Here is a 25,081-nt window from a genome sequence, read left to right on the forward strand (position 1 = left end):
CCCCTGGTCGTCTCGCGTTCTTCCGGGATCATGCGTTCATGACCAAGGCTTCCCCCAGCCGCGGCCTGTCACTTGCCGCTATCGCCGCCGCCGTCTTCCTGGCCAACTGCGCCAAGCCGGAGGCTGACGCCCCGCCGCCGCCCGTCGCGCCGCCGCCCCCGCCGCCCGTGACCCTGAACGAGGGCGTGGCCCAGGCCGCCTCAATCTATGTCGCCTTCCTGCGCGACGCCCAGACCATTCAGCCGGGCGGCTTCACCGACGCCGAGTCGATTCAGGCCGCCATCCGCAAGGGCGCGGCCTATGAACCGGCCCAGCTGTCGCGCGGGCTGATCGCCTATGGCTCGATCATCGCCCTGCAGTCGCCCGAGTTCGTGGCCGGCGTGCGCCAGTTCGCCGTTGATCCGACGCAGCGCCAGCAGGTCGTCGCCCAGATCGTGGCCGATCCCGCCTACGCCGCGACCCTGCCGGGCGCCGACGCCGCCGCCGGCCTGATCGCGGCCACCGTAGGCCGCGACGCCACCGCCATGGTCGCGATCGCCGACGGCATCGAGAACGACGCCTATACGATCCAGGAACGCAATGACCCGCGCCGCCGCTGGGCCACGACCCACCTGACGGAACGCGAAGTGCGCCTGGAGGCCGCCAAGTCCGCCTCCATCGCCCAGATGCTGCCGTCGGCCGACGAGTCCGCCCGCCTGTTCACGGCGGCCAACGCCGGAACCGGCCTGGCCGTAGAGGCCGGGCGCAGCGGCCCGCCCTACACGCCCGCCGTGGTCCGCTCGCTGGCCATCGCCGCCCTGGCGGCTCTCGGCGCCGCAGGCGACGAGGCGCGCGCCAACACCGAGGCGCTGACGGTGGAATCGAACAACGAGTTCTGCCTGAACATGTCCAAGCTGATGCTCTATCAGTGCCTGGCCGCTTCGCGCCCCAGCTATGAAGACATGTTCTGCCTGGGCCGCCACATCACCCGCGACCTGGCCAGTTGCACCACCCAGGCGCTGCGTCCGCCGCCGATCATCAGCGTGGGCGAGCCGGTGACCACCAGCACCGTCGCCAACGCTGTGCCGGTCCAGACGCCCGTCCAAACCCCAGTCCAGACCCCCGCCGCTTCGAACTGAACCGTGAATACAGAAAGCCCGCCGGATGCTCCGGCGGGCGTGCTTTCTTGCTTCGCGGCCAGGGCGATCCGCCCTATCGATTCGCCCGCTCGTGATCCTGTGCTAGGGTAAGGTCATGGCCGACGGCGCCCTGACATTGACCCTGGATGACGCCACCGTGGCCCGCCTCGCCGAGGCGGCTGCCCTGGTCGGCCAGACGCCCGAGGCCTACGCGGCCGATCGCCTGGCCGAGACCCTTTCACCCAGTCTCGCTCACGACTGGACCGAGGCCAACGCGCGGCTGGCCGAATACGATCGCACCGGCGAGTATGTGACGCTGGAGGAGTGGTCCGCAGCGTTCAAGGCCGATGTGGAAGCGCGCCTCGCACGTCGCGCGTGAGGGTTCGCCTTTCCATTCAGGCAACGGCGGATCGCCACCGACTGGCCGCCTTCCTCGCCGAACATGATCAAGGCGCCGCCTTGCGCGCCGTGGACGCCATCACGACCGGCATCGCCCAACTCGCCCTCACGCCTCTGATGGGCATGCAGATCGGCGGCCTTCGCGAGCTCTACATCCGCTTCGGCGACAGCGGCTACGTCGTCCAGTACCGGATCGACGCTGAGGCCGTCATCGTCGCCCGCATCTTCCACATGCGCGAAGCACGCTAGGCAGCGAGGGCGCTGGTTAAGGGCGTGCGTGCGAAATCCTCGCCCACGAACAGCAGCGGAACAGATCGCCTATCAGCGACTTCGTAAGCGAAGCAATCGCCGAAATTCAGGGCGGCCGCATGCACGCCCTTGCCCCAGCGCCCGTAGATTCCGGCGATTCGGCGAGCGACGTCAGCTGTCACAGCTGCCTGCTCAAATCCCAACCCGTCGATTAGCCTCTCCATTTCGGCGCCCAGGCCGCGACGCTCGGCGACGATCAGCGCCTCCGCCATTGTCGCGGTGGAGATGACCAGGGCGTCATCGGTCTCAAGCGCCGAGGCGCAGGCGTCCGCCTGAGGTTCTTCAAGCAGGATCGCCATTAAAGCCGAGGTGTCGACCGCGATCACCGAGGCAGGCCGTCATCGTCGTACAGGAAATCTTGGCTGCGCGCTGCCTCCGGCCCGCAGGTCGTCTTGGTACGGGCGGACTGGCGAACGGCCTGCAGCAACTCACCTCGGCGATCCCGGTGCTGCCGGTCTTCGGCAGGCGCCAGCCGCACGGCCGCTCGTCCGTGCCGGGTCAGGACGATCTCCTCGCCGCGCTCGGCGCGCCGAACCAGGTTCGTCAGCGTCCTCTTCGCATCTGTAACCGATATCTGCATGCGCGAAGAATGGTCCAGACGATGGTCCACTTCAAGTCAGACCAGCACCACCCTTCCCGCCTCCATCCGGAACGCCACCCCCGTTCGCTGGAACAGCCGGGCGATCACCGCCGCCGGATCAGGCGCGCCTTCGTCCAGCAGTCTTTCGATGTCGAGGCGCAGCGACGGGTCGCGGGACACCTCTGTCAGGGCGTCCAGCCACTCCTCGCGGCTCAGCACGCCGTCACGCCGGTTTTCGTCGATCAGGGGCTTCAGGAAGTCGAGCCAGTCGCCTCCGGTCGCCCGGGCTTGCGCCCCCTCGGCAGCGAGGGCGAAGACGGCGCCGCAGGCATAAAAGGCGCGCTGCTCGCCTCGCTGGTTCGCCGTGACGACCGAGCGATCGCGCGAAAGATCGGTGCAGTCGTCGACCTCCGTCTGCAAGGCGGCCACGTCGTCATAGGTCGGATTCAGCGCCTTTAGCGCCCTCACCGCCATCAGGTCGGCCCCGCCTTCGGTGATCCAGGCGTCGCGGGCATATTCATAGCGCACCGTCTGTCCGAGCCAGAAATGCGCGCTCTCGTGGCCGATGAACCAGCGCGACACCGTCAGCATCTCCGCCGTCGGATTCAGAACTCCAGCGCCTTCGAAGCTCATGGTGATCAGGCCCGGCATGACGCTGCCGCCCATGCTCGTTATCCGCTCGGTCGGCCCATTCCAACTGATCATCACCGTGGGCCGGTCGGTCTGCCCGCGCCCCAGCCGCCGCGTGTACCAGTCGCCAACCCGCGGGGCGAAGCCGCCGACCTGTTCGCCGATCCAGGCGGGCAGCGCCGGGTCCATTATGGTGGTCAGCCGCTCGCCGTCGACCTGCTCGACCTGTCCGAACAGAACATAGCTGTTGCCGTCGTCGGTAACGGCGCGGTCCAGCCGTTCGCCGCCCAGCAGCACGGGACCAGCGGCGTCTCGCCACGTCACGACAGGCGTCGGCCCCACCTGCACGCCGTTCAGATCCTCCGGCATCGCGGCCAGCGCCGCCTCCGAATCAACGGGAAAGATGTCGAACTGGCGCGTCGGCAGCGCGACGGCGCCGGTCGTGAACGCCAGCGTCTCGTAGCCGGCCTCGATCTGAGCGTGAGCCGGCGTAAAGGCGATCCGAACCTCTCTCGGCACGGACCCGCCTCCTGTCGCGCGCAGGACGTCAAAGGCGCCGCGCCGCTCCAGCACCACGCCCGGCGTCTCGACCGTCCATTGCTTCAGCCGCCAGGGAAGACGCACCTCCGCAATCAGCTCCGAACGGGAAAAGGCCCAGATCGGAGCCTCCCGGCCGAAGCGGTAGTCCGCCGTCCAGCGATCGCCATCCCGAGTGACCTCCACCGTCGTACGCCCCTGCGCGACGTGTCGGCTCGCGCTGTCCCTGACCGGCGCCGAGGCGCAACCCACGACGCCTGCGCTCGCCATGAGGCTTGCACCGGCGATCAGCGCGCGGACGGCGTCACGAAGCTTCATGGGGTTCCCGGTTCTTCTCGTCTTCATCATAGGGCTGGGAGCTAGACCGCCGCATCCAGCGCGCGGCGGGCTGCGGCCAGCTCGTCGGCCATCACGGTCTTCAACCTTTGCGGCTGCAGGATGACGGCCTGTTCGCCCCAGGTGAACAGGTGCCAGGCCAGTTCGCGCATGCCCGAGGCCCGGAAGCGCACGATCACGCCGCCGTCCGGCTGATCCTCGAAGCTCTGGGTCGGGTGCCAGCGCCAACCCCTGGCCTCGTCCGCCCCGCCCGGCGCGATGCGGATCGCCACGTCCTCGATCTCGTCCTGATAGATGCCGAACGACTGGCTGGCGAAGGCGCCCAGGTCGAAGTCTGCGGGCGGGATCGCCACCCCCTCCTGCGCCGCCACATGGCTCATCCGGTCCAGGCGAAAGGTCTGGATGCGCCCGCTCTCGCGATCCGCCGCCACCAGATAGTTGGCCCGGCCGAACATCACGCCGCAGGGGGCGACCGAGCGCCGCCTCGGCTCGGCGCCCGGCCGGGCATAGGTGAAGCCCAGCGGCTGCTGCGCCAGGACCGCCCCCCGGATCGCGGTCAGCAGGCCCTCGTCCGCCGAGGGGCGCGGCCCCGCCTGCACCGCGATGGTCTCGGCCCGCACCAGGGCCTCCAGATCGGGCGCCATTCGGTTCAGGGTGGTCGAGCGCATCGCCGCTTTCAGCTTGCGCTCCAGCCCCTCCAGCGCCTGCGCCCGCGCGCCCTCGCCCGCCGCACGCAGCCCTTGCGCCGCCTTGCTCAGTTCCAGCATCTCGGTCGCGGTCGGCGCCTGCTCGAACGCCGACAGCCCGCCGCGGATGCGCCAGCGCTTGGTCGGCGGATCGGACACCTCCTCAACCGTTGGAAACAGCATCAAGACGGCGTCGCGCATCCGTTCGGCGGTGCGGCGGCCTACGCGCATCTCGGCCGCCATCTCGTCCAGCGTCAGGCCCTCGGCGCTGGCCGCCATGCGCCGCGCCAGTTCGATCACCATGGCCGCCTTGTCGTGCCTCACGCCGCCTCCATCTTCATACGTCCGTTTCTGGCGCAATGCTGCTGCATTGTCTCAACATCAGCAAGAGGCAATCGCTTCAAGGAGAGACGTCCATGGGACAGGCCTTCCACCCCGCAGCCGCCGTAAACGCCAGCCGCTACATCATCGTGCCGTGCGAGGCGGACGGCGCCGCGGACCTGGCGGTGATCTGGGATCGGCTGGAGGAACAGGTGGTGGACGTCATCTCCGCCGCCGCCAGCGCCCGCTACTCCGAGGAGGACGCCCTGTGGGACGAGGCGATCGCACCGGCTCACGCCAGTGAATGGCGCATGGCGGCGTGATCAGACCGCGAGCTTGGGTCCGGCGACCGCGTCCGGCTTGCGGTTCAGGCGACCGTTGATCCAGTCGCGACCCGGCGTCTCGATCCAGCGGTAGGTCAGGGCCGACAGGCCGACGATGGCCGCGATCACGGCGAGCGACAGCAGATCGTTCAGCCAAACCGAGCCCAGGTCCACCCGCCGCCCGTTCGGCATCAGCTGGAGATTGCGCGCCGCGATCAGGCCGATCGTGATCACCAGCATATGGACCATATAGATCGAGTAGGACCAGTGGCCGAGCCGGATCATCGGCCGGGTCGCCAACCACCGCGACACGCGGCCGCCCTCGCTGGCGAACACCCAGATGGCGACGGCGAACAACAGCGGGGCCAGCACCTCCCACGGGCCGCGCAGGGTGGACACGAACACGACCACCGCGACCAGGCAGAGAGGCTCCATCCAGCCCGTCAGGCGCGGCGACAGGTCCGGCCCCGCGCTCCAAAGCCGGTGCGTCAGGCACCCCAGGAAGAAGCCGTAGGCGGCGCGAGGAAAACCAAAGCTGTAGGTGGTGTTCATGAAGCGTGGCGCGAAGTTCAGCACCACCAGCGCGCCCGCCACCGCGATCAACACCGCCCATATGTTGAAGCGCCGGGGCATCCACAGCAGCAAGGCGGCGAAAACGGCATAGCAGCCCATCTCCACGCTGATGCTCCAGGCCGGTCCGTTCCAGGTGAGGTAGGGATGGATGCCATAGGCCTGGACCAGCAGGAGGTTGGTCAGCAGATACTCCGGCGCCCGGTCGCGCGCGAACGGCGTGATGTCGTCGAAGTGGAACCACAACCGACAGAACTCCAGCACCACGAAGGCGCCCAGCACCGCCACGTGCAGCGGCCACACGCGGCCCACTCGCCGGATCAGGAACCGCCGGACGTCCCGTCCACTGCTCAGCCGCGCGCCATAGGCATGGGCGATGACGAAGCCCGACAGCACAAAGAAGAAGTCCACAAACAGATAGCCGTGCCGCGTCAGCGCCAGCCCATGCAGATGGCTCGACACCGGCAGGTGAAACAGCACCACCAGCAGGGCGCACACCCCCCTCAGGCTGTCCAGCACCTCAAACCGGGTCGTCTTGGAAATCATCGCGACGGAATAGCGCCAAGCGGCGCCGTCGCCTAGCGCAGGCCGGTCTGCGCGTCAGAACACATCGACGAACGCCGCCTTGGCGGCGTCGTTTGTGCCGTCGGCGGTGGCCTGGCCGTTCTTGACCACGGCGATGCCGATCGGCCCTTGTCCCCCGGTCTTCTTCAGGGTGCAGCGGCCGTTGTCGGTGGGCAGGCGGCCGCGCATGGGGCCCGAACCGGTGTGGGTGATCTGATTGGTCAGGGCGCCCTGCACCGTCACCGGGCGGAAACGGCAGTCCAGAGACCAGCTGGCGCCCTGCGGCGCGGCGACGCTCCAGTGCAGGCCGCCTTGTGGATCGACCCCACGCAGGCCCTGCGCCATGGCGGCGGGGGCGACGACGGACGCCACGGCGGCGACAAGGAACAGCGACTTCATAAGCAACTCCGGATCAGGCGCCCGTGCGGGCGAGCCGCCACAGGGCGGCGGCGATGAACAGCGGGCCGAGCAGCAGCATCACCCAGTCGAACACGCCAAGCGCGCGGTCCTGGGTAATCACTCGAACCAGAATGCCGGAAAACACCATCACCACGCCGCAGTCGCGCAGGCGCATCTGGCGCAGCGGCGTGCGCCCCATGAACCAGCTACACAGCCACAGTCCGAACCCCAACCCCGTCGCGATCCAAGAGGCGAGAACCGCCAGCCGGACCGGATCGGCGAGCGTCTCGGCCGTCAGAGCGCGTGCTCCGGCTTGGTCTTCAGAGCGATGATCCCGGCCACGATCAGCACGGCGGCGCAGATCACGGCGGCGATCAGATTGCCGCCCGGGTGGAACCACAGCGTCAGGAACAGCACCAGCGCGGCCACGCCCAGCGAGCCCCACTTGGTCAGGTTCATGAACAGGCCATAGGTGGCGTGCTGTTCGTTCAGCGGCATGGAGCCGTGCACATAGGCCTGCGCATCGGCGTCGGCGTGAACGGTCGCGTTCTCCACGAAATTCGCTTCGCCATCGGTGACGACGGGGTGGTGCGGGTCGGCCATGTCGCGGTTCCGTTGAGGGATCGTGGCCGCGACTATAGCGAGCCTTGGCCGGGGCTCAAGACAGAGCCTCGAACTGATCGATCAGCCGTTCCAGCCGGTTGCAGCCCACGCTCCAGAAGGCCGGATCGCGCGGATTCAGGCCTAAGGGCTTCAGCGCATCCACATAGGTCCGGGTCCCGCCGCCAGCCAGCAGTTCGCGATACAGCGGCGTGAATCCCGCCGGATCGTTCCTGCGCGCCTCCATCAGCGCCGCCACCAACAGGTCCCCGAACGCATAGGCGTAGACATAGAAGGGCGAGTGGAAGAAGTGGCTGACATAGCTCCACCAGGTCTCGTAGCCGGGGTTCAGCGTCACCGCGGGCCCCAGCGAGGCGCCCATCTCCTCAAGCCAGATGGCGTTGATGCGATCCGGTGAAACCTCGCCGGTCAGCCGCTCGTCGTGGAAGCGGGTCTCGAACCGGTGAAAGGCGATCTGGCGCACCACCGTGTTCAGCCCGTCCTCGATTCGTCCGGCCAGCAGGCCCCGCTGCTCGGCCTCCGGCGCCTCGGCCAGCAGCCGGTCGAAAGTCAGCCCCTCGGCGAAGATGGAGGCGGTCTCCGCCAGCGTCAGCGGCGTGTCGGCCAACAGCGTCCCCTGCCCCGCAGCCAGGGTGTTGTGCACCGCATGGCCCAGTTCGTGCGCCAGCGTCAGCACGTCCCTGCGCTCGCCCATCCAGTTCATGAAGACATAAGGGTGCCGGCTGGCGGTCACCGGGTGGCAGTAGGCGCCCGACTGCTTGCCCGGCCGCGCCTGGGCGTCGATCCATGGCTGGTCGAAGAAGCGGCCCGCCCGCTCTGCGAAGTCGCCGCCCAGGGCGCCGAAACTGTCCAGCACCACCTCACGCCCCTGCCGCCAGTCATAGGCGCGCGGCGGCGTCATCTCGATGGGCGCATTGCGGTCCCAGTGGTCCAGCGCCGTCTTGCCCATCGCCTTGGCCTTCAGCGCGTAATAGCGGTGCGACAGACGCGGATAGGCGGCGGCCACGGCCTCGGCCATCGCATCCACCGCCTCGCCGTCGACCTCATTGGCCAGGTGACGGCTGTCGGCCGGGCGTTTGAAGCCGCGCCAGCGATCCTCCATCGCCTTGTCGGCGGCGATGGTGTTCAGCACCAGCGACATTGTCGAGGCGCGCTCCGCAAACGCCTCCGACAGCCCCTCCGCAGCCTGGCGCCGCCGCTCAGGGGCTGGATCCGACAGCCGGTTCAGCGCCTCGGCCAAGGTCAGCGTCTCGTCGCCGGCCTCGGCGCGCAGCGCCGCCATCTGTTCATCGAACAGGCGCGGCCATTGTGCGGTGATCGGCCCGCGCTCGGCGATGAAGGTCTCGAGTTCGGCCGACAGCTCGTGCGGCTTGGTCGCGCGCACGCGCCGCAGCCAGGGCCGCCAGCGCGCCGCAGCCGGACGCGCAGCCAACGCCGCCTCGATCTCGGCCTCCTCCAACGCGTTGATCTCCAGGGTCAGCCACACGGTAGGTGTAGCGATCGCGGTGATCTTCTCGCGCAGGTCCGCCTCGAACCCTTGCGCCGCCGCATCGTCGCGCTGGGTCGAGGCCGACAGAAAGGCGTAGGCGCCGATGGCGCCCAGATGCTCCGACGCCTGTTCGTACAGGGTGATCGCCCGGTCCAGCCGCTCTCCCAGCAGCGTCGCGTCCGCGCGTGCGGCCTTCAGCCGCCCTTGCAGGGCGTTCAGATCGTCCACCACCGCCTTTGCCTGCGCCAGGTCGGCGGCCAGGCCCGCATCCTCGCGCGAGACGTAGAGATCGGAAAGGTCCCACAGCGGGGCATCGGCGGTCGGGGCTTTGAAGGGCGCATTCATGCCTCTGTTGTGGGGGCCGACCGGTCGTCCCGCAACCGCGTTAACCCTCCGCTCACCCAACCGCACAACGCGATCTTCACGCCGTTCCGCCTAGAACCGTCCCGAAACGGGTCAAAGGCTTGGCCCGCCAACGAGGCGCCCTTTACATGGCCAAGACCGTCCTGGTGGTCGACGACGATCCGACCCAGCGCCGCCTGATCCAGGCCGTGCTGGACCGCGAAGGCTACGCCGTCGTCCACGCGACCGGCGGCGGCGAGGCGGTCGATCGCATGACGCGCGGCGGCGGCGCGGACGTCGTCCTGCTCGACATGGTCATGCCCGAGATGTCGGGCATGGAGTGCCTGGCCGAACTGCGCGCCGCAGGCGTCACGACGCCCGTGATCGTGCTGACCGCCAACGGCGGCGTCGATGCGGTGGTCAAGGCCATGCAGGCCGGCGCCCAAGACTTCTTCGTCAAGCCTGTCAGCCCCGAACGCCTGCTGATCGGGGTCAGCAACGCGCTCCAGCTGACGCAGCTTTCGGCCGAGGTCGGACGCCTGACCAAGCGCGCGCAGGGCCGCGCCAGCTTCGACGACATCGTGGGCGACAGCGCCCCCATGCGGATGGTTAAGGCGCTGGGCGCCCGCGCCGCCAAGTCCTCCATCCCCGTGATGATCACCGGCGAAAGCGGCGTCGGCAAGGAGGTCATCGCTCGCGCCCTGCACGGCGCCTCCGACCGGGCGGGCAAACCGTTCGTGGCGGTGAACTGCGGCGCCCTGCCCGCCAACCTCGCGGAATCCATCCTGTTCGGGCACGAAAAGGGGGCCTTCACCGGCGCGGTCGAGAAGACGCTGGGCAAGTTCCGCGAGGCGGACGGCGGCGCCCTGTTCCTGGACGAAATCGGCGAGCTGCCGCTCGATCTCCAGGTCAAGCTGCTGCGCGCGCTTCAGGAAGGCGAGATCGATCCCGTCGGCGGCAAGCGGCCGGTCAAGATCGATGTCCGCATCGTCTCGGCCACCAACCGCGATCCCGAGCAACAGGTGCGGGACGGCGCCTTCCGCGAGGACCTGTTCTATCGCCTGAACGTCTTTCCGATCGAGGCGCCGTCGCTGCGCCAACGACGCGAGGACATTCCCGCCCTGATCGACCACTTCATCGCCCGCTTCAACGCCGAGGAGGGCAAGCGCATCGCCGGATGCGCGCCCGAGACCCTGGCCATGCTTCAGGCGTTCGAATGGCCGGGCAATGTGCGCCAGCTCGAAAATGCGGTGTTTCGCGCCATCGTGCTGGCCGATGCGCCCTTCCTGCAGCCGCACGACTTTCCGGCCATTTCCGGTGTCGCGGCGCCCATCGGCGGCGGCGAGGCGGCGCCCCGGGTCGCCTCGCTCGTGGAATTGCCGCCGCTGCCCGAGCAGCCGATCCGCATCCTCGACGAGCGCGGCCATCTGCGCACGCTGGAGGACATCGAGCACGACCTGATCCAGCACGCCATCGCCGTCTACGCTGGCCACATGAGCGAAATCGCCCGCCGCCTCGGCATCGGCCGCTCCACCCTCTACCGCAAGGTCCGCGAGCAGGGCCTGGAGGGACAGTTGAAGGAGGCGGGGTGATTAGGCCTCGAGCCTCTTCAAGAACTCCTCCACGCTTCCCCTTCCGTCATCCTCGGGCTTGACCCGAGGATCAGGCGCCCAGCCGCACAGATTAGGGAACAGGTCTACCCATCCCGGATTGCTGCGTTCGATCATCTCGAGCTTCCACACGCGGTTCCAACGCTTCAGCGCCTTCTCGCGCCGGATAGCCTCGGTCACGAGCTCATGTTGCTCGTACCAGACCAGCAGGCCGCACCCATACTTGCGGGTGAAGCCGTCGACCACGCCCTCCCTGTGCTGGCGACCGCGCTCATACAGGTTCGACGTCATGCCGATGTAGAGCACGCCGAGCGGACGGCTGGCTTGGATGTAAGTCGCGATAAAGGGCCGACGCTCGCTCATAAAGCCGAGGTTGCGGACCGTCCGATCCTCGGGTCAAGCCCGAGGATGACGGAAGTCAGGCGTTAGTCCTGATCCTCTCGCCTCTTGCGGCCCCATCTCGGCCTGGGCTCCTCGCCGTTGGCCTTGGCGGTGATCTCCTTCAGCTTGCGGCCCTGCATGGCCGACAGCGCCTGGCCGGGCGCGCCCTTTTCCGGGTCGCCGAATGCGCGGCCGTAGGTCTTCAGCCGCTCCTCGACCGAGCCCAGGAACTCACCTTCCCATTCGGACAAGGAAACGCCCGCCTTCTCGGCCGAGCGGCGGGCGCGTTTCAGGGCGTTGAGCGCGGACCGCTGAGCGGCCTTGCGCTGCTGATCCCAGGGGCTCAGCAGCTTCTTCTCTAGGGCGCTATCGCCCTTCGGGCTGCTTGAGCGCGAAAGCCCACTCTTCGAGGAACCGATGGGAGTGCGCTTCAAGCCCGATCGCCTCAGACCTCGCCGAGGGCCGACAGATAGAGGTCGAGGATCGCCTCTTCCTCCTGGCGCTTGGCCTTGTCCTGCTTGCGGATGCGAATGACCTTGCGCAGGACCTTGACGTCGTAGCCTTCGCCCTTGGCCTCGGCGAAGACCTCCTTCATGTCGGTCATGACGGCCTGCTTGTCCTCTTCGAGCCGCTCAAGCCGCTCGATGATGGTGCGCAGGCGGCCCTGCGCCGTGGCGGTCAGGACGTCGGGATTGGCGTCAAAGGCGGCGTCGTCGGCCATGGCAACACTCTCGGAAAGTCAGGGGCGGACGCTAACCATGCCGGCGGGCGTCCCTCAACCTGCGAACACGAAAAAGGCCGCGGACAGAATCCGCGACCTGTGGATCGTCATCATCCTTGCGCTAGCGCACGCCGCTCGGCGGCGCGCTGCTTCAGCGCGACCTCAGCCCTGCTTGGCCTTGAAGCGCGGGTCGGTCTTGTTGATGACATAGACCCGGCCCTTGCGGCGCACGACCTTGCAGTCGCGGTGACGGGTCTTCAGAGACTTGAGCGAGCTGCGGACCTTCATGGTCGGTGTGTCCTGAAGCGAAACCAATAGAAAAGCCGCAGGTCCGGCAGGACCGCGGCGGAGGCGGTGCGTATAGAGACAGCCGCCCGATCCGTCAACCGCGGCAAGGCTTTTTGTCCGCCCGCCGCGCCGCCGAAGAGCCGCTGTGTTCTGGAGGCCTGGCCTCCGAGTCGAACGGAGGGTTTGCGGGGTTGCACGCCCGCCGCGTCGCCACTCCGCCACCAGGCCGTGTCAGAAGCGAGTGCGGTCATACGTCGCAGGGCGTTAAGGAAGCAAGGCGGCAAGAGGGTTAATGCGTCCGGTTGATCCGACTGGAACGGCAACGGTTCGGCCCTTGGCACGCTTCATTCGCGGGGTTGTGATCCCCGTAGCCGAGCACGGACTGTATCTTGCCCCCCATGCGTTCATCCCTTCGTCTTCTGCTTGTCGGCACGGTCGCGGCGTGCGCGCCCATGCTGCCCGAGCCGCCTCTGCCGCAGATCCCTCAACAGCCCGCGCCGACAGGCCAGGCGCCCGCGCCCGCTCCGACGCCTCAGGCGCCGCCGGATCAATCGTACGACCAGAGCGGCTTCGAGGGCTGGAAGCAGGGCTTCCTGGCGCGGCATGGCGGATCGAAGCGCGCGGCCTATGAGCGCGAACTGGCTGGCCTGACACCTGACGCAACAGTGATCCGGCTGGACCGCAACCAGCCCGAGTTCTCCAAGCCGGCAGGCGCCTATGTCGCCAATGCGGTGTCCGCCTCCCGCATCGCCCAGGCCCGTCAGCGCGTGGACCGCGTGCCGTGGGAGACGACGCAGCGATTCGGCGTGCCGGCCGAGATCCTGGTATCCATCTGGGCGCAGGAATCCAGCTTCGGCCAGGTTCAGGGCGACAACGACGTGATCCGCTCGCTGGCCACGCTCGCCTATGAGGGTCGCAGGCGCGAATGGGCCGAAGGTCAGCTGAAGAACGCCCTGGACATCGTGGTCGACGGCAAGCGCGCACGCTCGGGCCTGAAAGGCAGCTGGGCCGGCGCCATGGGTCAGACCCAGTTCATGCCCGACAACTACCTGCGCCTGGGTATCGATCAGAACGGCGACGGCAAGGTGGACATCTGGGGCTCGGACGCGGACGCGCTGGCCTCGGCCGCCAACCTGCTGGCCCAGGCCGGCTGGAAGCGCGGACAGGGCTGGGGATACGAGGTCGTCCTGCCCCAAGGCTTCGACTATGCCGAAGCGGAAGGGCCGCGCCATCCCTGGAGCGTCTGGGCGGCGCACGGCGTGACCCTGGCCGCAGGCGGCGCGCCCACCGACGCCGAGGCGCTTGAAGAGGCCGCGATCCTGTTGCCGCAAGGCGCGAACGGGCCCGCGATCCTGGCCCTGCCGAACCATTATGTGATCCGCCGCTACAACAACTCGGTGTCCTACGCCCTGGCGATCGGGCTCACGGCCGACGGCGTGTCGGGCAAGCCGGGGCTGGTCGCCAGCTGGCCGAACGATCCGCCGATCTCGCGCGACCAGCGCATCGGCGCGCAGCGCGCGTTGACGCAACTGGGCTATGACACCCAAGGCGTGGACGGCGTGATCGGGGCCAACACCCGCGCGGCCCTGCGCCGTTGGCAGCTCGCCAACGGACGCATCGCAGACGGCTATCTGACCGCCACCCTGGCTGACGAACTGGCCAGAAGCGGCGGTTGATAGAGGATCAGGCCTGCGGCGCGGTCCAGCCGCCCGCCAGCGCCTTGAACAGCGCCACCTGATAGGTGGTCACCAGGGCGTCGGACTGGGCCAGCTGCGCCTCGGACTGCACCAGGGTGCGCTGGGCGTCCAACACGGTCAGGAAGCTCTCGGCGCCCGCCGTAAAGCGCAGGCGCGACAGCTCCAGCGCCCGATTCGCCTGATCCCGCGCCTCAGTCAGGGCCGTGCGGCGATCCAGCTCGTTGGCGTAGTTCGACAGCGCCGTCTCCGTCTCCTGCAGCGCCTCCAGCACGGTCTGGTCGAAGTCGGCCAGCGCGCCCTGCGTGCGGGCGTCCGCCGCCTCGATCCGCGCACGCGCGGCGACGATGTTGGGGAAGCTCCAGCTGATCAACGGACCGAAGCCGAAGCGGAAGTTCTGGTCCTCGCCCAGATCACCGGCGTCCAGCGCCGTCGAGCCGATCGAGCCGCCCAGGCTGATGGTCGGATAGAGCGAGGCAGTGGCCACGTTCACCCGCGCCGCAGCCGCAGCTACGTTGCGTTCGGCCTGGCGCACGTCTGGACGGCGCGCCAGCAGAGCCGCGCCGTCGCCGATCGGGATCGGCTGCGTCAGCTGCGGCGCGCGCACGCAGGCGGCGGCGGCCTGGCTGGCCTCCGCGGGCGTGGTCCCGGTCAGGGTCGACAGGCGGAACAGCGCCTCGGAGCGGCTGGCCCGCAGGGTCGGCAAGGTCGAGGCGGTCTGGGCCACTGCAGCGCGGGCGCTGGCGACGTCCAGGCCGGTGCCGGCCCCGGCGTTCAGCAGCGTCTCGGTCAGGCTAAGCGTCTGGTTCTGGATTTCCAGCGAACGCTCGGCCACGGCGATCTGGGCGTTTGCCGAACAGGCGTCGGCATAGGCGCGCGCCGTTTCCGCCGCGACGGTGACCTGAAGTCCGGCCAGCGCCTCGGCCGCCGCATCCGCATCGGCGTTGGCCGCACGGATGGCGGCGCCAACGCGACCAAACAGATCGATCTCGTAGGAAGCGTCGAGGCCCACGTCATAGGTGGTGATCTCGGGCGCATCCTCGCCGGCCGGGAGACCCAAGGCCGTGGCGGCGGATGATCGGCCGCGTTGCACGGCCGCGCTGATCGTGGTGGACGGCAGCCGGGCCGAACGCGCCTCGGACAGGCTGGCCCGCACGGCGCGCAGGTTGGCGGCGGCGGATTCCAGCTGGTTGTTCTCGGCAAAGGCCTGGGCAACCAGGCCGTCCAGCGTCGGATCGGCGTACAGCCTCCACCAGTCGTCACGCGCCGGCGAGGCGGCGGTCACAGCCGGAGAGCCCGAGCCGACGAACGCGCCCGTTCCCTGGAGGGGGAGAGTGGGAACGGGCGCGTCAGGCCCCACCGCGCAGGCGGCGAGAAGGGCGCTGGCGGACGCAGCCGCCAGCAAGGTCGAAAGCTTGAAGCGAGGCATCAGAGGTCCCCTCCCCGGCCGTGAGCGGGCGCGGGCGCATCAGGGTCATAAGGGTCGTGTGGAGGGACGCCGTAGGTGGTCGGCAAGGTGCGATCCTTGCCGGGCGCCTTGGGCAGCTTGCCCGACAGCCACCGCATGATGACGTAGAACACCGGCGTGAAGATCAGACCAAAGAAGGTCACGCCCAGCATGCCCGAGAACACGGCGGTGCCCAGCGACTGGCGCATCTCGGCCCCCGGTCCGCTCGCTAGCATCAGCGGCACGACGCCCAGGATGAAGGCGAACGACGTCATCAGGATCGGACGCAGACGGGTCTGCGCCGCCGACACGGCCGCGTCGAAGCGGTTCATGCCGTCTTCCTCCGCCTGTTTGGCGAACTCCACGATCAGGATGGCGTTCTTGGCCGCCAGCGCGATCAGCACCACCAGACCGATCTGAACCAGGATGTTGTTGTCCAGGCCCCGGATGTTGACGCCGATCAGCGCCGCCAGGATGCACATCGGCACGATCAGGATCACCGCCATCGGCAGGGTGAACGCCTCATACTGTGCGGCCAGCACAAGGAAGACGAACACCACCGACATCACAAAGATGATCGCCGCGCCCGACCCGGCCTGTTCCTGTTGCAGCGCCAGCTCGGTCCACTCGTAGGAGAAGCCGTCAGGCAGCGTCTGCTGGGCCATGGTCTCCATGATGTCCAAGGCTTCGCCCGACGACACGCCCGCCGCCGGCTGTCCCTGAAGTTCGGCGGCCGGGAACAGGTTGTAGCGAACGATCCGCGATGGCCCGGAGTCGTTCCTCAGGTTGGCCACCGAGCCGATCGGCACCATGGCGCCTGTGGAAGAGCGGGTCTGAAGGTTGGCGATGTCGGCGATGTCGTCGCGGTACTGCGGTTCCGCCTGCGCCGTCACCCGGAAGGTGCGGCCCAGGAAGTTGAAGTCGTTGACGTAGGACGAGCCCAGGTAGACGCCCAGAGTGTCGAACACCGCGCTGGGCTGGACGCCCATCATCAACGCCTTGTCACGATCGACGTCGGCCTGAATGCGAGGCGAGCCGGTGTTGTAGGTCGAGAAGACCTGACTGACGTCGGTGGGCGCCTGAGCCGCCGCGCCCATCATGGCGAAGGTGGCGCCTTCCAGCGCGCCATAGCCGGCGCCCTCGGTATCCTGGATCATCATCTTGAAGCCGTTGCCGTTGCCCAGGCCCTGGACCGCCGGCGGCGCGATGACAAAGATGTTGGCGTCCTCGATCGAGCCCGTCGCCTGGGTGATCGCGCCGGCAAGGGCCGCAGCCGCTTCCTCTCGGCTGCGCTCGTCGTGCGGCTTCAACCGCGCGAAGATGGTCGCCGAGTTGGAGCCGAAGCTGAAGCTCGCCCCGTCGAGGCCGGCGAAGGCAATCGCGCCGTCCACGCCCTCGGTCTGGCGGATGATGTCGCTGGCCCGCTTCATCACCGCTTCGGTGCGATCAAGAGAGGCGCCGGCCGGCAGTTGAACGACGCCGATCAGGAAGCCCTGATCCTGCTCCGGGATAAAGCCGGACGGCGTGTCCACCAGGCGCCAGGCGGTGACGCCCAAAAGCACGCCATAGACGACCAGCACCAGGGCGACGGTCCGCACAAGGCGCGCCGTCAGACGACCGTAGCGGTCGGCCAGCCAGTCAAAGCCTTCGTTGAACTTCCGTCCGCCCCAGCCGACGTAATAGACGATCGACCCCCACACGCCCGGCCTGCGGGCATGCTCGTCGTGCGCCTTGTGCGGCTTCAGCAGCAGGGCGGCCATGGCCGGCGACAGCGTCAGGGACACGATCAGCGAGGTGACCGAGGCGGCGGCGATGACCACGGCGAACTGTCGATAGAAGATGCCCGGGATGCCCGGCACCAGCATGGTGGGAATGAACACCGAGATCAGCACCAAGCCGATGGCGATCAGGGCGCCGGTCACCTCCTCCATGGAGCGGTAAGCCGCCTCCTTGGGGGACAAGCCTTCACGCAGCCCACGCTCGACGTTCTCCACCACCACAATGGCGTCGTCGACAACGATGCCGATCGCCAGAACAAGGGCAAACAACGACAGCGAGTTGATCGAATAGCCGAGCGCGAGTTGCACGGCGAAGGTCGCGACCAGAGACACGGGGATGGCCACGATCGGGATGATGGCGGCGCGCCAGGTCTGCAGGAAGACCAGGACCACCAAGACCACCAGGATGATAGCCTCGACCAGGGTGTGCTGCACCGACTCCACCGAGGCGGCGACGAACTCGGTCGGGTTATAGGGGATGGAGATTTCCATGCCTTCCGGCAGGTCGGCCTTCATCGCCTCCACCTCGTTCAGCACGCCTTCGGCGGTGCCGAGCGCATTGGCGCCGGGCTGCTGCACGATGGCGACACCGACGCCCCGCTGGCCGTCAAAGAAGCCGCGGATGCCGTAGTCCTGCGCGCCCAGCTCGATCCGGGCCACGTCGCGCAGATAGGTGTTTCGCCCTTGCGCGTCGGTCTTCAGCACGACGTTGCCGAACTCGTTCGGATCCGTCAGGCGTCCCTGCACCTGGACGGGCAGCTGAAAGGCCGAGGCGTTTCCTGGAAAAGGCGGCTGACCGATGGAGCCGGCCGCGGCCTGGACGTTCTGGGCGCGCAACGCCGCGACGATGTCGGGTCCTGTCAGATCGCGCTCGGCCGCCTTGGCCGGGTCGATCCACACCCGCATGGAATAGTTGCCGCCGCCGAAGACCTGCACCGTGCCCACGCCTTCGATGCGAAGCAGGCGATCGCGCAGGGTCGAGTTGGCGTAGTTGCCGACATAATCGTTGCCTAGCGATCCGTCGGGCGAGGTCAGCCCAAGGATCATCAAGAATCCGCTCTCGGCCTTGTTCACCACGATGCCGGTCTGACGAACGGCGTCCGGCAATCGCGGCTCGGCCAACGCCACCCGGTTCTGCACCAGCACCTGTGCGTCATCCAGGTTGGTGCCGGGCTGGAAGGTGACCGTGATCGCCACCGCGCCGTCCGACGTGGACGAGGAGGTGATGTAGAGCATGTTTTCGACGCCGTTCACCTCCTGCTCGATCGGTGCGGCGACGGTCTCGGCCAGGGTCTCGGCCGAGGCGCCCGGATAGGCGGCGTTGATGGTGATCGTCGGCGGCGCGATCTCCGGATACTGCGACAGCGGCAGCAACGGATAGGCCGCGAGCCCGACGATGGTGATCAGCACGGCGATCACCGCCGCGAAGATCGGACGGTCGATAAAAAAGCGGGAGATGTTCATGGCTTACTCGCCGGCCGACACGCTGTTGGCGAAAGAGGCGCTGGATGCAGGCGCGGACTGGGTCACGGGCGCGCCAGAGGCGTTCTGAGCAACCGGCTGGATGCGTCCCGCCTTGGGCGTGACCTTGGCGCCCGGTTGCGCCGCGCGCTGCAGGCCCGCGATGATCACGCGGTCGGTCGGCGCCAGGCCCGAGCGAACGACCCGAAGGCCCTGGACCACTGGCCCGAGCGTCACGGCCTTTGAGGTCACCGCGCCGTCGGCGCCGACCACGTAGACGGTACGGCGCGCCTGATCGGTGTTGATGGCCGAGTCCGGCACCAGCAAGGCGTCATAGGCGCCGCCGCCGGCCACCTGGGCGCGACCGAACATGCCCGGACGCAGGAAGCCGTCGGCGTTGGGCACGATCGCCCTCAGGCGGATCACGCCGGATGCGGTGTCGATGGCGTTGTCGGAGAAGTCCAAGCGGCCCGTGCGGCTAAAGTCGGACTCGTCCTGAAGCCGGATCTGGACCGGCGCATCCCGTCCGACGCCGCCCTCACGCATGTACTTCAGAGCGACCGCCTCCGACCCGTCGAACACGAAGTGCATCGCGCCGCCCGAGACGATGGTGGTCAGGATGTCGCCGGCCGAGGTGCCGCCGGCGATGACGTTGCCGCGGTCCACGCGACGATCCGACGCCCGGCCCGAGATCGGCGCGGTGACGCGGGTGTAGCTGAGGTTCTGGCGCGCCGTGCGGACGGCGGCGTTGGCGGCCGCGAGATTGGCCTGGGCCACCTGCAGCTGCGAGCGGTTGGTTTCGACCTCCGCCTGCGACACGGCCTGCGCCGAAAGCAGGCTTTCGCTGCGGGTCAGATTGGCGCGGGCCAGCGTCACCTGCGACTGGGCCTGTGCGACCTGGGCCTGGGCCGACGACAGCTGGGCCTGCGCTGGGGCGGAATCCAGCGTGAACAGCAACTGGCCCTGGCGCACCATCTCGCCATCGCGGAAGTGAACGCCCTGGATGAAGCCGCCGGCGCGGGCGCGGACATCGACCGTCTCCACGGCTTCAAAGCGGCCGGTGAACTCGTCCCAGTCTGTGACGCGCTGCGCCAGCGGCTGCGCCACCGTCACGGGCGGTGCGCCCGCTGCGGGCGCAGGCTCGCCCTTGGAACAGCCATAAAGCGCGGCCGTCATCATGACGGACACGGCCGCGGTCTTAAGCGTGCGCATCTGCGCTCTCCCTGTCGGGGGGTCGTGGGTAAGAGTATGCACTCGATGCGTGGGGAGCGCCCGAGTCAACGTCCGGTGACTTAATGGTGAAGCCATCGCCGCTTGTCAACACGCGATGACAAAGCCATATAGCGCGAAGGGGTTATTCAACCCTAGGAATAGTCAGGTTTTCTAAAGGAGGCCGCCAGCCTTGCTTTGTCCTTCGCCTCGCCCGAGGAATGCGGCCGCCACCCGTGTCGCCATTCTGGACGCCGCCCGCGCGCGGTTCGCGGCTGAGAGCTATGACGATGTCGGCATGCGCGACATCGCACGCGACGTAGGCGTCGATGCAGCCCTGATCAGCCGCTACTTCGGCTCAAAGGAAGAGCTGTTCTCGACCGTGCTGGACAACTGCCCGGACGGCGGCGAGTTGATGCAGGGCGAACGGTCCGAGTTCGGCCGTCGCGTGGCCCAGCACATCGTCTTCGAGCCCAAGCGCGCGGAAAAGATGCAGGCGCTGTCGATCATGTTGCGCTCGGTCGGCTCGGCCAAGGCGTCCGAAGTGGTGCGGCGCAGTTCCAGCACGCGCTTCTATGGGCCGTTCAGCGAATGGATCGGCGGGCCCGACGCGGCGGTCAAGGCGCGGCTCGCCTCCGGCATGATCATGGGCATGGCGGTCAGCCGCGACATCACCGGCGGCTATGGTCTTACGCCGGAAGGATGCGAGACGCTGCGCGATCGCCTGGCCGTGATCCTTCAGAGCGTCATCGACGCCTGATCCCCAAACCAGAAAGGCGCGAGCCGGAGCCCGCGCCTTTCCAAACCAAACCGGTGCCGGCCGTCAGTGCGGCGACGCGACCGAGCCCGCCTGCCCCTCCGCGCCTTTCCAGCGCGAACAGATCAGCGCGAACGCCGTCAGCAGCAGATAGCCCACCAGCGGCACGAAGAAGGCCAGGTGCAGGTCGCCGGACCGGTCCGCCACCTGCCCCGCGATCAGCGGCAGGATTGCCCCGCCGATGATGCCGAACACCAGCAGGCCCGAGGTCGCCGAAGCCGAGGCGGTCGAACGCTCCAGCGTCAGGGTGAAGATGGTCGGGAACATGATGGAGTTGAAGAAGCCGACGGCCAGGGCCGCATAGGCTGCGGTGACCCCGTCCGTCTGCGTCACCACCATGCAGAGGATGACGGCGACGGCGGTGCAGATCGCCAGAAGGATCGGCGCCCGCACCCGCGTCAGCAGGGCCGAGCCGACGAAACGGCCGATCATGGCGCCGCCCCAGTAGAAGGGCACCATCTTGCCGGCGGCCTCGAGCTCAAGCCCCAGCACGCCGGGGCTGGCCAGGAAGTTGGTCAGCATGTTGCCGATGGCCACTTCCGATCCGACGTAGACGAAGATGGCCAGGGCGCCGAACACCGCCCAGCGCGACTTCAGCGCCGAGAAGATCGAGCCGCTCTGCCCCGAGGCGGCGTCGCGCGCCGGCGCCGCCGCATTGATCGACTTGCGGGCCGAGAAGATGAACACCGCGATCACGGCAAAGAAGGCGCCCATGCCGAGGAAGGCGATGTCGATGCTGCGCAGCGATTCCCCGCGCGTGGCGGCCGTCACCACCGCGCCTGCCGCGAACACGCCGCCGGTCAGCAGAACGTGTGCGCCCAGCCACGGACCGACCGTGGCGCCCAGCGAGTTGAAAGCCTGCGAGAACACCAGGCGGAAGTGCGAGCTCTTCTTGGAGCCCAGCTCGGCCACCAGCGGGTTGGCCGCGACCTGAAGCAGGGTCACGCCCGAGGCGATCACGAACAGCGCCAGCAGCACGCCCGGATACCAGTCCACCGTGGTCGCCACCGGCACGATCAGGCAGCCCGCCACCATGGTGGCCAGCGCCGCGATGATGGCGCGGCTGTAGCCCAACTTGGACAGCACCGCCGCCGCCGGCAACGAGGCCACGCCATAGGCGATGAACCAGGCGAAGGTGGTCAGAAAGGCCTCGGTGAAGCTGAGATCGAACACCCGCCGGACCGCCGCGATCAGGGGATCGATCAGCGAGGTGGCGAAGCCCCAGGCGAAGAACAGGCTGGTGACATAGGCAAAGGCCAAGCCTGCGCCCTTGCGCGGCGCGGCTGGCGTTGAATCAAGACTCATCGGCGGTTTTCCTCCGGCGGCCGGCTGTGTCGCGGCTCAGGTTCTCATTGGGTGGGACAAGATCGGCGAGGCGTCCAGACCGAAATGCGACCCGGTAACCAAACGTGGCCGTTTGTTCCAGAAAGAAGGCCGCTCCGGTTTCCCGAAGCGGCCCGAGAGGTGGCGCGCCTTACAAGGGAGGCACGCTGCTCAGAAGGAGATCAGAAGCGATAGTTCAGGCCGACCAGGAAGGTCCGGCCATAGCTTTGGTGGTCGATGATCCGGCGCTCATCGCCGTTCTCGAAGGTGTAGAAGGGCTCGTCGGTCAGGTTGTTGACCTGGGCCAGGATCGACAGGCCTTCGGCCGGACCGGACTGGAACTCGTAGCCGATCTGGGCGTCCACGACCGTCTCTTCGCCGACCGAGCGCAGGGTGCGGCCGTTGCCGAAGCCGGCGACCTCACCCAGGAAGTCCGAACGATAGCGGGCCGAGACCCGGGCCTGGAAGCCGTAGCGTTCATAATAGGCGGTGGCGTTGGCGACGGTCTCTGACAGGCCCGGCAGGGTGGTTGGGGCCTGGGTCTCGTCCGGCTGGACCTCGCTGTCGGTGTAGGAGGCGCTGACGAAGAAGCCAAAGCCTTCCAGCGCCGGCGTCACGATCTCCAGCGGCACGGACAGCGAGAACTCGGCGCCCTGGATGTAGCCGCCGTTGCCGTTATCGGGCGCGCCGACAATGCCCTGGTTGATGACCGGCACGACACCGCCCGTCGGATAGCCGGTGAAGTCGAAGATCTGGTTGCGGTTGAAGACGTAGCTTTCCAGATGCTTGTAGAAGCCCGCAAGGGAGACGTAACCGCGACGGTTGGCGAAGTACTTCTCGATCGAGATGTCGGCCACGTCGGCGATGTAAGGCTTCAGCTCCGGATTGCCCCCGCCGCCGCTCCACGGAGAGTTCAGGTCCGGACGGGCCTGGGCGTTGTTGTTGCCGGCGAAGAAATTGTAGTTCCGCGAGGCGCGCATGTCGTCCATGCGGGGACGCGCCAAGGTGCGAGACACCGCCAGGCGGGCGAACAGATCCTCGCCCACCTCCAGGATGAAGTTGGCGCTGGGCAGGATCTCAAGATATTCGGCGCCGCCCGAAACCGCGATGCTTTCCGAAACGCCCTGCGAAACCTGGCGAGCCGAGAAGCCGTCCGACGACTGGTCGGTGTAGACGAACTGCATGCCGACGTTGCCGGTCAGCGGCATGCCCGCCAGGTCGTGGTTGATGTTGGCCTTGATGTAGGCGGTGGACACCTTCTCCACCACGTTCCAATTGCCCGACAGCACATCGGCGTTGGGGTTGCGGAGCAGGTCGTAGAAGCCGCTGTTGACCAGGCCGAGAGCGTCGTAGCTCAGCACCTGCGAGATGCCGAGATAACCGAGATCGGTGGGCTCCAGAAGAAACTCCGCCGGAACAGGCAAGGAGCCTCTGCTCGGAATGCGAAGATAGAACTGGTCGTTGACGAACGACTTTTCGCGTTCGGAATAGTTCACGCCGAAGTCGATCGAGCTGAACGGGCTCTGATGCAGCTCCCGACGAGCGGTCAGGCGGACGGCCTTGATCTCGTCCTCGATGGAGGGCGTGTTCATGTAACCGTCCTGGCCGCCTGGAATGACGTCCTGGCCCCAGCCTTGCGAGCTGGTCAGGAAGATGGCGTTCGGATCGGCGTAGTTCAGGCGGCTGGTGAACTGGACGACGCCATCTTCGTTGATGCGGAAATCCAGTGTGTCGGTGGCCCCAACGGTATTGCGGCCGGTGCCCGCGAGGGTCTCAAGCACCACATCGTTGCGCTCGACCTTGGAGTAGTTGACGTCCAGGCCGAGGGTCCAGTCCTCGTTGGCGACGAACTCGGTGTTCCAGCCCAGCGCCAGGACGTTGCTGTCGCGCGTGTTGATGTCGTTGCGGACCACGCCCTTCACATTGTTGAAGGTGCCGGCGACGATCAGGCCGTCTTCGATCGTTGTGTTGGGCTGCAGCGTCGGCGCCGGACGCACCGGCGTGCCGGCGGCGTTCAAGATCGGCGCTCCCGACGCATCGCGTCCCAAGTCCCCCCACTGCAGCGGGAACTCGATGCCACGCAGGACCTGAGTGTTCTCGAACTCGGAATAGAAGGCGTCCACCACGGTCCGGAAGCGGTCGTTCGGCCGCCATTCCAGAACGCCCATGTAGCCGTCGCGCTTCAGCTCGCTGGACATGACATAGGGCTTGACGCCCCCGATCACCAGCTGGCCGATCTCCTCGGCGTAGCCAGGACGCACGGTGCGCGGACCGCCGGGGACCAGTGCCTGGCCATAGCGGTCGTCGCCGATGTCGATGGTCGGATAGCCCCAGGCGTTGAATCGCTCGGACTGGTAGGGCGACGACATGTGGGCGTAGCCCAGCGCGACGCCGATGGTGTCGTCGGCGAACTGGTCGATGTAGGAGATGCTGTAGCGTTCGCCGTTGTCGGTGGTGCCCGAGTTCAGGGCGCCGATGTCGTTCCACTCATAGCGATAGTTCAGCGCGATCGCCTGACGGCCATAGGCCAGCGGGCGAATGGTGCGCAGGTCGACGGTGCCGCCCAGGCCCTGGCCGATCAGGGCCGCGTCCGGGGTCTTGTAGACCACCACGCTCGACAGCAGCTCCGACGGGAACTGGTCGAACTCGACGCCGCGATTGTCGCCGGTGGTGACCAGCTCGCGGCCGTTCAGAAGGGCGGTGGTGAAGTCGGGGCCGAGGCCGCGGATGGAGATGGCCTGGGAGCGACCATCCAGGCGCTGCGAGGTCACGCCGGGCAGGCGGGCCAGCGATTCGGCGATGGACACGTCCGGCAGCTTGCCGATGTCTTCGGCCGAGACGACCTCGACGATGGAGGTGTTGTTGGCCTTGGCCGAGATCGAGGCCTCGACGGCGGCGCGAATGCCGGTGACGACGATCTCGTCGACCTCGGTGGCCTCGCCCTCTTCCTCGACCTGCGACGGTACGGTCTGGTTCGGTGAAACACCGGGGGCGGTCGCCTGGGCATGGGCGACGCCGCCCATCAGCGCCAGTGCGGCAGCGGTGGACGACAGCAGGCGCGCACGCCCGGCGAAGCGTTGAGACATTCAATCCTCCCTGAGGCCGTCCGCGTTTCTGACGCTGCGATT

The 25,081-nt window shown here is 67.8% G+C and carries 25 protein-coding genes and 1 tRNA gene; 7 read left to right on the forward strand and 19 right to left on the reverse strand.

Annotated features, from left to right (window positions below):
* Positions 1-38: 38 nt before the first annotated feature.
* The 3 genes from KY493_RS08875 to KY493_RS08885 all read left to right on the forward strand — a co-directional run bounded on the left by KY493_RS08875 (position 39) and on the right by KY493_RS08885 (position 1,766).
* Entirely contained in the window at positions 39-1,118 is a 1,080-nt protein-coding gene (locus KY493_RS08875; RefSeq protein ID WP_219896009.1) for a hypothetical protein, read from the forward strand.
* Between the two features lie 115 nt (positions 1,119-1,233).
* Positions 1,234-1,497 carry a hypothetical protein gene (locus KY493_RS08880; protein ID WP_219896010.1) on the forward strand — a complete coding sequence of 88 codons (264 nt, stop codon included), beginning with the start codon at positions 1,234-1,236 and terminating at the stop codon, positions 1,495-1,497.
* Positions 1,494-1,766: a type II toxin-antitoxin system RelE/ParE family toxin gene (locus KY493_RS08885; protein WP_219896011.1), complete on the forward strand. Its 273-nt coding sequence runs from the start codon at positions 1,494-1,496 to the stop codon at positions 1,764-1,766. Before KY493_RS08880 ends, KY493_RS08885 begins: the two co-directional genes overlap by 4 nt.
* On the opposite strand, the gene KY493_RS08890 is transcribed toward KY493_RS08885, so the two are convergent.
* The 4 genes from KY493_RS08890 to KY493_RS08905 are packed head-to-tail and all read right to left on the reverse strand — an operon-like array spanning position 1,763 to position 4,919.
* Positions 1,763-2,152 (reverse strand): type II toxin-antitoxin system VapC family toxin, encoded by a 390-nt coding sequence (locus KY493_RS08890; protein WP_219896012.1) that lies wholly within the window; start codon positions 2,150-2,152, stop codon positions 1,763-1,765. The genes KY493_RS08885 and KY493_RS08890 overlap by 4 nt on opposite strands.
* On the reverse strand, positions 2,149-2,436 hold the full coding sequence (locus tag KY493_RS08895; protein ID WP_255567837.1) for a type II toxin-antitoxin system Phd/YefM family antitoxin: 288 nt from the start codon (positions 2,434-2,436) through the stop codon (positions 2,149-2,151). The genes KY493_RS08890 and KY493_RS08895 overlap by 4 nt, the downstream gene beginning before the upstream one ends.
* Positions 2,437-2,442: 6 nt before the next feature.
* Positions 2,443-3,891 (reverse strand): hypothetical protein, encoded by a 1,449-nt coding sequence (locus tag KY493_RS08900; protein WP_219896013.1) that lies wholly within the window; start codon positions 3,889-3,891, stop codon positions 2,443-2,445.
* A 41-nt stretch (positions 3,892-3,932) separates the two neighbouring features.
* On the reverse strand, positions 3,933-4,919 hold the full coding sequence (locus KY493_RS08905) for a YafY family protein (protein ID WP_255567838.1): 987 nt from the start codon (positions 4,917-4,919) through the stop codon (positions 3,933-3,935).
* A 92-nt stretch (positions 4,920-5,011) separates the two neighbouring features.
* Between KY493_RS08905 and KY493_RS08910 the strand changes: the two genes are divergently transcribed.
* Positions 5,012-5,239: a hypothetical protein gene (locus KY493_RS08910; RefSeq protein WP_219896014.1), complete on the forward strand. Its 228-nt coding sequence runs from the start codon at positions 5,012-5,014 to the stop codon at positions 5,237-5,239.
* Here KY493_RS08910 and KY493_RS08915 read toward each other — a convergent pair whose 3' ends face one another.
* From KY493_RS08915 to KY493_RS08935, 5 genes are all read right to left on the reverse strand, one after another.
* On the reverse strand, positions 5,240-6,355 hold the full coding sequence (locus KY493_RS08915; protein WP_219896015.1) for an acyltransferase: 1,116 nt from the start codon (positions 6,353-6,355) through the stop codon (positions 5,240-5,242).
* Between the two features lie 54 nt (positions 6,356-6,409).
* Positions 6,410-6,772 carry a hypothetical protein gene (locus KY493_RS08920; protein ID WP_219896016.1) on the reverse strand — a complete coding sequence of 121 codons (363 nt, stop codon included), beginning with the start codon at positions 6,770-6,772 and terminating at the stop codon, positions 6,410-6,412.
* Between the two features lie 13 nt (positions 6,773-6,785).
* Entirely contained in the window at positions 6,786-6,971 is a 186-nt protein-coding gene (locus tag KY493_RS08925; protein ID WP_255567839.1) for a hypothetical protein, read from the reverse strand.
* Between the two features lie 95 nt (positions 6,972-7,066).
* The gene (locus KY493_RS08930) at positions 7,067-7,375 is read right to left on the reverse strand and encodes an aa3-type cytochrome c oxidase subunit IV (protein ID WP_255567840.1); all 309 of its coding nucleotides are present in this window, start codon (positions 7,373-7,375) and stop codon (positions 7,067-7,069) included.
* Positions 7,376-7,430: 55 nt separating this feature from the next.
* A complete protein-coding gene (locus tag KY493_RS08935; RefSeq protein ID WP_219896017.1) occupies positions 7,431-9,227 on the reverse strand; it encodes a M3 family oligoendopeptidase in 1,797 nt (598 codons plus the stop codon).
* 146 nt (positions 9,228-9,373) lie between these two features.
* Between KY493_RS08935 and KY493_RS08940 the strand changes: the two genes are divergently transcribed.
* A complete protein-coding gene (locus KY493_RS08940) occupies positions 9,374-10,816 on the forward strand; it encodes a sigma-54 dependent transcriptional regulator (RefSeq protein ID WP_219896018.1) in 1,443 nt (480 codons plus the stop codon).
* On the opposite strand, the gene KY493_RS08945 is transcribed toward KY493_RS08940, so the two are convergent.
* The 5 genes from KY493_RS08945 to KY493_RS08965 form a co-directional block, all read right to left on the reverse strand.
* Positions 10,817-11,197 carry a GIY-YIG nuclease family protein gene (locus tag KY493_RS08945; protein ID WP_219896019.1) on the reverse strand — a complete coding sequence of 127 codons (381 nt, stop codon included), beginning with the start codon at positions 11,195-11,197 and terminating at the stop codon, positions 10,817-10,819. It lies immediately after the preceding gene.
* 62 nt (positions 11,198-11,259) lie between these two features.
* A complete protein-coding gene (locus tag KY493_RS08950) occupies positions 11,260-11,565 on the reverse strand; it encodes a hypothetical protein (protein ID WP_219898449.1) in 306 nt (101 codons plus the stop codon).
* Between the two features lie 95 nt (positions 11,566-11,660).
* On the reverse strand, positions 11,661-11,936 hold the full coding sequence (locus KY493_RS08955; RefSeq protein ID WP_219896020.1) for a DUF2312 domain-containing protein: 276 nt from the start codon (positions 11,934-11,936) through the stop codon (positions 11,661-11,663).
* Between the two features lie 162 nt (positions 11,937-12,098).
* Positions 12,099-12,224: a type B 50S ribosomal protein L36 gene (gene ykgO, locus KY493_RS08960; RefSeq protein WP_031448545.1), complete on the reverse strand. Its 126-nt coding sequence runs from the start codon at positions 12,222-12,224 to the stop codon at positions 12,099-12,101.
* A 151-nt stretch (positions 12,225-12,375) separates the two neighbouring features.
* Positions 12,376-12,452 (reverse strand) — tRNA-Ala (locus tag KY493_RS08965).
* 170 nt (positions 12,453-12,622) lie between these two features.
* Between KY493_RS08965 and KY493_RS08970 the strand changes: the two genes are divergently transcribed.
* Entirely contained in the window at positions 12,623-13,900 is a 1,278-nt protein-coding gene (locus tag KY493_RS08970) for a lytic murein transglycosylase (protein ID WP_219896021.1), read from the forward strand.
* A 7-nt stretch (positions 13,901-13,907) separates the two neighbouring features.
* On the opposite strand, the gene KY493_RS08975 is transcribed toward KY493_RS08970, so the two are convergent.
* From KY493_RS08975 to KY493_RS08985, 3 genes are read right to left on the reverse strand one after another with little or no spacing between them, the layout of a single operon-like run.
* Entirely contained in the window at positions 13,908-15,347 is a 1,440-nt protein-coding gene (locus KY493_RS08975) for an efflux transporter outer membrane subunit (RefSeq protein ID WP_219896022.1), read from the reverse strand.
* Positions 15,347-18,607 (reverse strand): efflux RND transporter permease subunit, encoded by a 3,261-nt coding sequence (locus KY493_RS08980; RefSeq protein ID WP_219896023.1) that lies wholly within the window; start codon positions 18,605-18,607, stop codon positions 15,347-15,349. The genes KY493_RS08975 and KY493_RS08980 overlap by 1 nt, the downstream gene beginning before the upstream one ends.
* Positions 18,608-18,610: 3 nt before the next feature.
* Positions 18,611-19,816 carry an efflux RND transporter periplasmic adaptor subunit gene (locus KY493_RS08985; RefSeq protein WP_219896024.1) on the reverse strand — a complete coding sequence of 402 codons (1,206 nt, stop codon included), beginning with the start codon at positions 19,814-19,816 and terminating at the stop codon, positions 18,611-18,613.
* 190 nt (positions 19,817-20,006) lie between these two features.
* On the opposite strand from KY493_RS08985, the gene KY493_RS08990 reads away from it, so the two are divergent.
* On the forward strand, positions 20,007-20,573 hold the full coding sequence (locus KY493_RS08990; RefSeq protein WP_219896025.1) for a TetR/AcrR family transcriptional regulator: 567 nt from the start codon (positions 20,007-20,009) through the stop codon (positions 20,571-20,573).
* A gap of 63 nt (positions 20,574-20,636) precedes the next feature.
* Here the strand turns inward: KY493_RS08990 and KY493_RS08995 are convergent, their stop codons facing one another.
* Both KY493_RS08995 and KY493_RS09000 read right to left on the reverse strand, forming a co-directional pair.
* On the reverse strand, positions 20,637-21,935 hold the full coding sequence (locus KY493_RS08995) for a sugar MFS transporter (protein ID WP_219896026.1): 1,299 nt from the start codon (positions 21,933-21,935) through the stop codon (positions 20,637-20,639).
* A gap of 200 nt (positions 21,936-22,135) precedes the next feature.
* Positions 22,136-25,039, reverse strand: coding sequence for a TonB-dependent receptor (locus tag KY493_RS09000; protein WP_219896027.1), 2,904 nt, complete (start codon positions 25,037-25,039; stop codon positions 22,136-22,138).
* Positions 25,040-25,081 lie beyond the last annotated feature (42 nt).

It is taken from the genome of Brevundimonas sp. PAMC22021, from assembly GCF_019443405.1.
Taxonomy (GTDB): domain Bacteria; phylum Pseudomonadota; class Alphaproteobacteria; order Caulobacterales; family Caulobacteraceae; genus Brevundimonas.